Source organism: Paenibacillus sp. CF095 (assembly GCF_900101225.1).
In the GTDB taxonomy this organism is placed as follows: Bacteria; Bacillota; Bacilli; order Paenibacillales; family Paenibacillaceae; genus Paenibacillus.
The window spans coordinates 592648-599545 of record NZ_FMZN01000003.1 but is presented as its reverse complement, the minus strand read 5'-3'; the positions used below and the strand labels follow the sequence as shown (position 1 = coordinate 599545).

6 protein-coding genes and 1 pseudogene are annotated in these 6898 nt (G+C 36.3%); all 7 read left to right on the top strand.

All coding sequences use genetic code 11. The features are described from left to right. Window positions 1-470, top strand: a pseudogene (locus BLS69_RS32305) (DNA translocase FtsK); the annotation flags it as partial. Between the two features lie 784 nt (window positions 471-1254). Beyond that, on the top strand, window positions 1255-1629 hold the full coding sequence (locus BLS69_RS24515) for a lasso peptide biosynthesis B2 protein (protein WP_091037494.1): 375 nt from the start codon (window positions 1255-1257) through the stop codon (window positions 1627-1629). 1 nt (window position 1630) lies between these two features. Further along, the gene (locus BLS69_RS24510; RefSeq protein ID WP_091037492.1) at window positions 1631-3391 is read left to right on the top strand and encodes an asparagine synthase-related protein; all 1761 of its coding nucleotides are present in this window, start codon (window positions 1631-1633) and stop codon (window positions 3389-3391) included. A 10-nt stretch (window positions 3392-3401) separates the two neighbouring features. Next, window positions 3402-5075, top strand: a complete 1674-nt coding sequence (locus tag BLS69_RS24505; protein ID WP_091037489.1) for an ABC transporter ATP-binding protein — start codon at window positions 3402-3404, stop codon at window positions 5073-5075. Window positions 5076-5145: 70 nt separating this feature from the next. Then, window positions 5146-5409: a PqqD family protein gene (locus BLS69_RS24500; protein ID WP_091037486.1), complete on the top strand. Its 264-nt coding sequence runs from the start codon at window positions 5146-5148 to the stop codon at window positions 5407-5409. 25 nt (window positions 5410-5434) lie between these two features. Continuing rightward, window positions 5435-5701: an acyl carrier protein gene (locus BLS69_RS24495; RefSeq protein WP_176873004.1), complete on the top strand. Its 267-nt coding sequence runs from the start codon at window positions 5435-5437 to the stop codon at window positions 5699-5701. After that, the gene (locus BLS69_RS24490; RefSeq protein ID WP_091037482.1) at window positions 5692-6891 is read left to right on the top strand and encodes an AMP-binding protein; all 1200 of its coding nucleotides are present in this window, start codon (window positions 5692-5694) and stop codon (window positions 6889-6891) included. Before BLS69_RS24495 ends, BLS69_RS24490 begins: the two co-directional genes overlap by 10 nt. Window positions 6892-6898: the final 7 nt, after the last annotated feature.

Here is a 6898-nt window from a genome sequence, read left to right as displayed (position 1 = left end):
CCGAACCTGAGGTGGAACAAGAAGCAGAGCAGGTATCCGAGCCTGAGGTGGAACAAGATCCGGAGCAGGTATCCGAGCCTGAGGTGGAACAAGAAGCAGAGCAGGTATCTGAACCTGAGGTAGAACAAGAAGCAGAGCAGGTATCCGAACTTGAGGTCGAACCCGAACCAGAGCAGCTATCCGAGCTTGAGGTAGAACAAGAATCAGAGCAGCTATCCAAACCTGAGGTGGAACAAGAAGCAGAGCAGGTATCCGAGCCTGAGGTAGAACAAGAAGCAGAACAGGTATCTGAACCTGAGGTGGAACAAGATCCGGAGCAGGTATCCGAGCCTGAGGTAGAACCCGAACCAGAGCAGGTATCCGAACTTGAGGTCGAACCCGAACCAGAGCAGGTATCTGAACCTGAGGTCGAACCCGTTCAAGAACAGGACCCTGAATTTGAAATCGATGATGAGGATGAGTCCCTATAGTCATTAATCACAGAGAGAGTAACATTTACTCCTCGTGGCATATACACCCAACTTTTTTCATGTGTCACGAAGACATTTGTACAAATTTAGTCGCCATTATGGCGGCTTTTTTGTATTTTTGCTGTAAGTTCTGGAATGCGTCTAAAACAAGGTCGCTGTGTTTACAATCATGCACACGGATTAGGATATTTCATAAAGAAGGGTTTAATATGACTTCACTTTTTTCTTTAATGGTTGAAGAAGGGTGAAAAAGGTGGAGTATGGCGATATCAGAAGCTGCAGCATACTAGCTAACTATATAATTAGATTCAAGAGTAGTGATTTGATAAAAATAGTTTGAGTCTGATAGGTATCAAAGAGCGATTTAGACGGAGAATATCATCGTTTTGATAAGTAGATTGGTATAAATGCAGTGTTTTAGAAAAAAGATAACTTGGAGAAAAATGTACATTTATCAATTCATACCAATGTGATATATTTCCATTTAAGAAATACCAACTTATTCCTTAAATCAGAATGCCCGGCGTGCATATTGTCTTAAAATATAGGAGTTTTAACATTTTAAAAGTTGTAAAAGGAGGTGAAAAGCATGAAGAAGCTTGTCTATACATCTCCGTCTATTATCAGTTTGGGATCAGCTGTTGATGTTACACGTGGTGGTAATACCAATGGTGGAGATTTAGCCGCTCAAAGACCTTGCTAGAAAATTAGCCTCTAATGCCGGGCAGATCTAGTTTCAATTATTTATAGAAAGATAAAAAAAAACCTAAATGGGTGAAGCTGAATGCTCAACAGTATCCGCAAAAGATTATTATTTATTGAATCACTTTTTATGCTCTGTCTGTCCTGGATATTACTACGACTTGTGGGAATCAAAATTGTAAAAATACCTGCTCGCCCCCCTTTACGGAAGAAGAGCAATATTGTGGGCGAAATATATGATTCGGTTTGGAATGCTGCACAGTATTTACCTTTTTCGTGTAAATGTATAGAGATTGCTTTTGCTGTGAAAATTATGTCTCTTCTTCGAAGGCTGGACATGAAAGTAGTAATTGGAGTTAGGATTTCTCCTTTCATGGCGCATTCATGGATCGAATCAGAAGATAAATATTTTGGTATCAGTGATCCTAACAGTTATAAAGCAATGGGGTGGTTTTAACGTGGGACGTATACAGGATTTTAAAGGAGAAGTAAATAATAATAATTCTGAACTCAATGTTTCAGACGATAAACTTCTGGAATTTAGTATTTGGAACAGTAACGGTTCAATAGCATCTAAAGAAGATTCATGTGTGGCTGAAAATGAAGAATACGTTGTTGTCGTAAAGGGGAAGGGGTTAATACCAACAGACCTTTTAGAGATGTTAAAAATTAGCGGTATTGCTTCCTTGAGAAGGATAAAAGCAAATTGTTCTGTTGCAATCATTAATAAAATCACTCAACAACTCGTATTATACAGAGGGCCAATAGGAAGGTACTCTTTATTTTGGACTAAATCCCTCAATAAACTCCTTTGGAGTACTTACTTGGACGACTTAGTTACTGATCAGGCAAAGCTAAGTCTTGCTTACTTCAAAAGGTACTTTATAACCATGGGTTATGTAGATTCTTGGTCAGAAACTCCTTATGAAAATGTTTATCGTGTGCCAAGGGGTACTGCAATAATATTCTCTTCTTTTGACACTGATCCTACAATTCTATTCAATGATTCACTTCAAATAAGTACAGAGGTTTCTAATTTTAAAGAACATGATGTAGTAGATGGATATTTACATTATTTGAATCAATCACTTTCAAGACATAAAGATAGCGAAGATTCCGTCTTCCAATGCAGTGGGGGACTTGATTCGTCTTCTCTTATAGTGGCTAATTCTCTAAATCCGACCAGTAAAGATGTTGCCCTAACTCTAACTTTTGAAAAGTATGACTATTGTGATGAACGGGAAAATGCGATGAAAGTAGCAGAAGCTTCCAACATTCCATGGTATCAAGTTCTTGGTGATAAATTGCCATTCTCACGTCATATTTTGAAAGAACATGTTCCAATTGAACCTGGACCAGATGTTTCATTTTATCCATGGAGAACCCCATTTTTTGAATTTGCTAAACAACATGGATATAGCAATATTATAAGTGGTTATGGTGCAGATGATCTTCTACTTGGAAACTTTTGTTTTATTGCAGATCTAATCAAATCGGGTAAGATATTCTCTGCATTCAAACAGGCTTATGGTTCTGCTCAAAGATATAAAGAGCATGGTCTTACTGTTGCTTGGTTTTTTAAATCATATGGGTTGTTTCCTTTACTTAAAATTCCACAAAAGGCTCCTTACTTTGGCGCGTGGGATCCCACAATTCATCAGCGTTACTTCATTCCATCCTTTGTTGAAGATACAGTAGAAAATCAATATTTGCTTCAAGAGTCTCTTCGTACTATTGAATCTATCAGGCTACCATCTGAATATTCCACTCAACTAGCAAGAAACATGAGTCTAACGTTTCATACCTTTGCATCTGTCGATGGAATTGGAAGAACCTTAGATATAGAAGAGAATTATCCTTTTCTAGATAGAGAATTAGTTGAGTTTGTCATGAGCTTGCCAAATAAATACTTAATACAAGGTTCGAATCGAAAAATAATTACCACTTGGGCTTTGGGGCACAAGTTTCCGAAAGATTATTCTCCTGTTCAAGGGGACTTTTATAAATTAACTTTTGAATCACTCAGGACAAATTGGAATCAGATTGTTGAGATCGTTTCCAATAGTCCTTTATGTGATGTAGGATTAATCTCTAGAAAGAAAGCAATCGCCTTCTTAGAAAGCTGGAAATGTGGAAAAGAAGTAGATTCAACTCAAACTTTGAATGCTTTATTAGGAGCTTGTATTTGGGTCGAAAACAAGGGAGTAAGTTTCGGATGAGGAGACAAATATGCAATTAAAAATGTTGATAAAACCTATCGAAAAAGAAAAAGTCCTTGTTTTCATCGCTGCTCTGTTAGGTATTTTAACGGCTGGTCTTAATCTTTCGAGGCCTGTTTTATTAGGTATGATCATTGGCGTGTTTTCTAACGGAGTTCACAAAGAAAAATTGGACGTATACATCTTACTTTACTTTATGTCCTATTTAGCCACTTGGGCACTTTCGTTACTTGTTAGATATATGTCTACAAAATTAAGTCAAAAAATTCTCCTTCAACTACGACTTCGTTTATTTAGCCACTATCTTCATATTCCATTTATTAAAAGAGAAAAAATACCTTCTGGTCGGATTGAAGCAATGACTTCTTCAGATCTTCCGATGTGGTCAAACTTATACGGAATGACATTAATTGAAGCAGTCCATTCAGTCGCTCAGTTTCTTGGCGCTTTATTAACGATGCAGCATTTTAATCTTCAATTAATGTTGATGATTCTTCCATTTATAGTAATTAGCGCTTTTATCCCAATTCTATCGTCAAGACTATTAATCAAAATCAACCAAGATGCTCAAGAGAAAGTGGCTAGAATTATTGAAATCTTGACGGATTTCCTTCATGGATCTAAAGAGCTAGTCACTGACAAGTCGAAAACATGGGCAAGGGATAAGTATAGTAAGGGATGTAAGGAATCCTTGAATTCAGAAGTAAGAAAAAATGTAATTCAATCCGCACTTCAAAATATTAGCGCTGCAACAGAAATTTTAGCATATATAACTATTCTCATTTTTGGTGGGCGCCTAGTTTTAAATGGGACCCTTAATATTAGTGAAATGGTTGCTTTCCTAGCAATCATAGAGTTGTTGTTCTTCCCCGCACGGTATGCAAATGATTTATATGGATCAATGCAAGCTTCTGTCGCTTCAGCTAAACGAGTCAATGAAATTTTCAAGATCGAGAAAGAAAACTCTGATGTCATCACCTCTAACGTTCCGACTGGTGTTCATGCGGTAAGTTTCAAATATCGTGAAGACGAAGAAAATATATTGGATCACGTTTCCTTCGATATAAAACCCGGAAGTTTAACTTTTATTATAGGTGAGAGTGGGTCAGGGAAATCTACATTGTTAAAACTTTTAGCAGGATACTACCAACCTAGAAGTGGTCATATAGAGCGATTAATAACAGATAATCATTTCTCGTTTGTATGGCAAGAGCCGTATCTATTCAATGCAAGCTTATTAGAGAACGTGAAGTTGGGTGAAAATATATTCCCACAAGAAATCGAAAAAAATATTAAGCATGTAAACATAACAAATTTAGTTGGAAGAAGCTCTGAAGGATACAATTCAATGGTGAGCAATGGAGGAGGAAATTTGTCCGGAGGGGAAAAAAGGCGCCTTGCAATGGTTCGATCTCTAGTTAGAGACTCAGAGTTAGTTATCATGGACGAACCAACTTCAGGGCTAGACCATGAAAATGCTAGTATGGTCTGGGAGTTGATCACTAAAAATATGAACTCTATGACTAGAATAATTACCACACATGACTTAACAGAGGTAAGTAACGCAGATCAAATCGTTGTTCTTAGTAAAGGAAAAGCAGTGGAAATTGGGAGCCATCAGGAGCTCATTCTTAAAAAAGGCTTCTATTATAACATGTACACGCGTTCGTTAAACACTAGGTAATGATAATAAAAATACTATTAAGAGAATATAATGCATCTTTATTGTCTAATTCAAAAATAAAGGAGAATACATGAACTATACGATTGATTCAAATGTAATTTACGTTGAAATGGACGGTCAAAGCATACTTCTCAATATGGAAAGTAGCCAATATTATGCCCTTGATCAAGTGGGTACATTTATTTGGAATCTGATGAAGGATGGTAGAACACTGAACGAAATGGAACAAGAAATCCTATTGGCATACGATATTACGGAACAACAGGTCAAAAATGATTTGAAAATATATATAGATGAGCTATGTCGAGTGGGGATCATTAAAGATCAAAATTAATACATTTTATTATGGAGGAATAACGATGGAAACAACACATATTGAAAGTATTATTAGGATTCTTACAGAGGTTATTGATACCACTAACAATCTAATCATCACTGAAGATACTCATCTTTTTAATGAATTATATCTCGATTCCATTAGTATAATTCAACTCATGGTTAGGTTGGAAAATGATTATAATATTACAATAAATTCTGAGCATTTAACAATGGAAAATTTGTCAACGCCACGATCAATCTTAAAGGTAATAATGAAAAGCCAAAAGGAGCTAGGGCTATGGACGTAACAGATACAGAAAAGTGGTTTGGGACAGTACTATCTTCAGCCTTAGAGTGTTCATATTATCAAGAAATACTGAAAGGATTGAATATAAGCAAGATAGATGATATTCCTTTATTGAATAAAGACGTACTGAGGAAATCTCCTGAGAAACTACTTAATCCACTATTTCAAAACAAAAAATTAGTACATGACTTTACTTCAGGATCTACAGGTATTCCAATAAAATGTTATAAAGATACGAGTGAGTATACACAGCTTGGCTTAATCCTCCATAGCGCTAGATTGAAACATTTCCCGAAAATTAGCTATTCTCGTATGATCGAGTTTACACCTATAGACATGCCCATTTGTTTTGAAGAAAAAAACGGAGTTCAAAGACTCATATTATCCACCTGTTTTCACAAACCTGAAGTGCTGACGTTCTATTTGAGGGAAATTGTGAAATTTAATCCGACATTCATACAAGGTTTTCCTTCCATTCTCACTTCGCTCGCAGAGCATGCTCAGAAAGTAAACTTCAGTGTGTATTTACCAGATCTAACTTGTTTAGAAACCAGAGCAGAACCTCTGAACAGTAGACAGAAACAGTTAATAGAAAAGGTATTTCAACATCCTGCTTCGAATCACTACGGAAGTAAAGAATTATACACTATGGCGTATATGTGTAAACAAGACCATTTGCACATTTTAGAAGATAGTACTTATGTTGAAGTTCTGAATAGCAACGGTGGTCCTTGTGTTCCAGGTGAATATGGTGAGATAGTTGTGACGAGTAAAATCATACACAGTATGCCACTTATCCGATATAGAATAGGTGATTATGGAACAATAAATAGGAATCCTTGCAATTGTGGCGATAAATCTAGAACAATTCTGTTAATTGGAAGAAGCAATGATTCTCTAAAAACAAAAAACGGCGAGATGAACAGATCCGTGCTCTCACTAATTTGGGAATTGATGTTGCCGGTTAAGCAGATCGTTCAGGCACAGCTTATACAAGTATCTCTTGAACATTTGCATATTAAGTATACCGGCGAATCCATTGGGAATCATGAGGTGTTCTCTAGTATAGGAAAATTACTAAGAAAATTTTTGCAGTATGATGTTGTTATAACTAATGAATATTGTGATTATATTTTCCCTGATGAGAAAACTGGGAAAATAAGAAACTTTGTACCCTTAACTTTAAATTAAGTCTAAT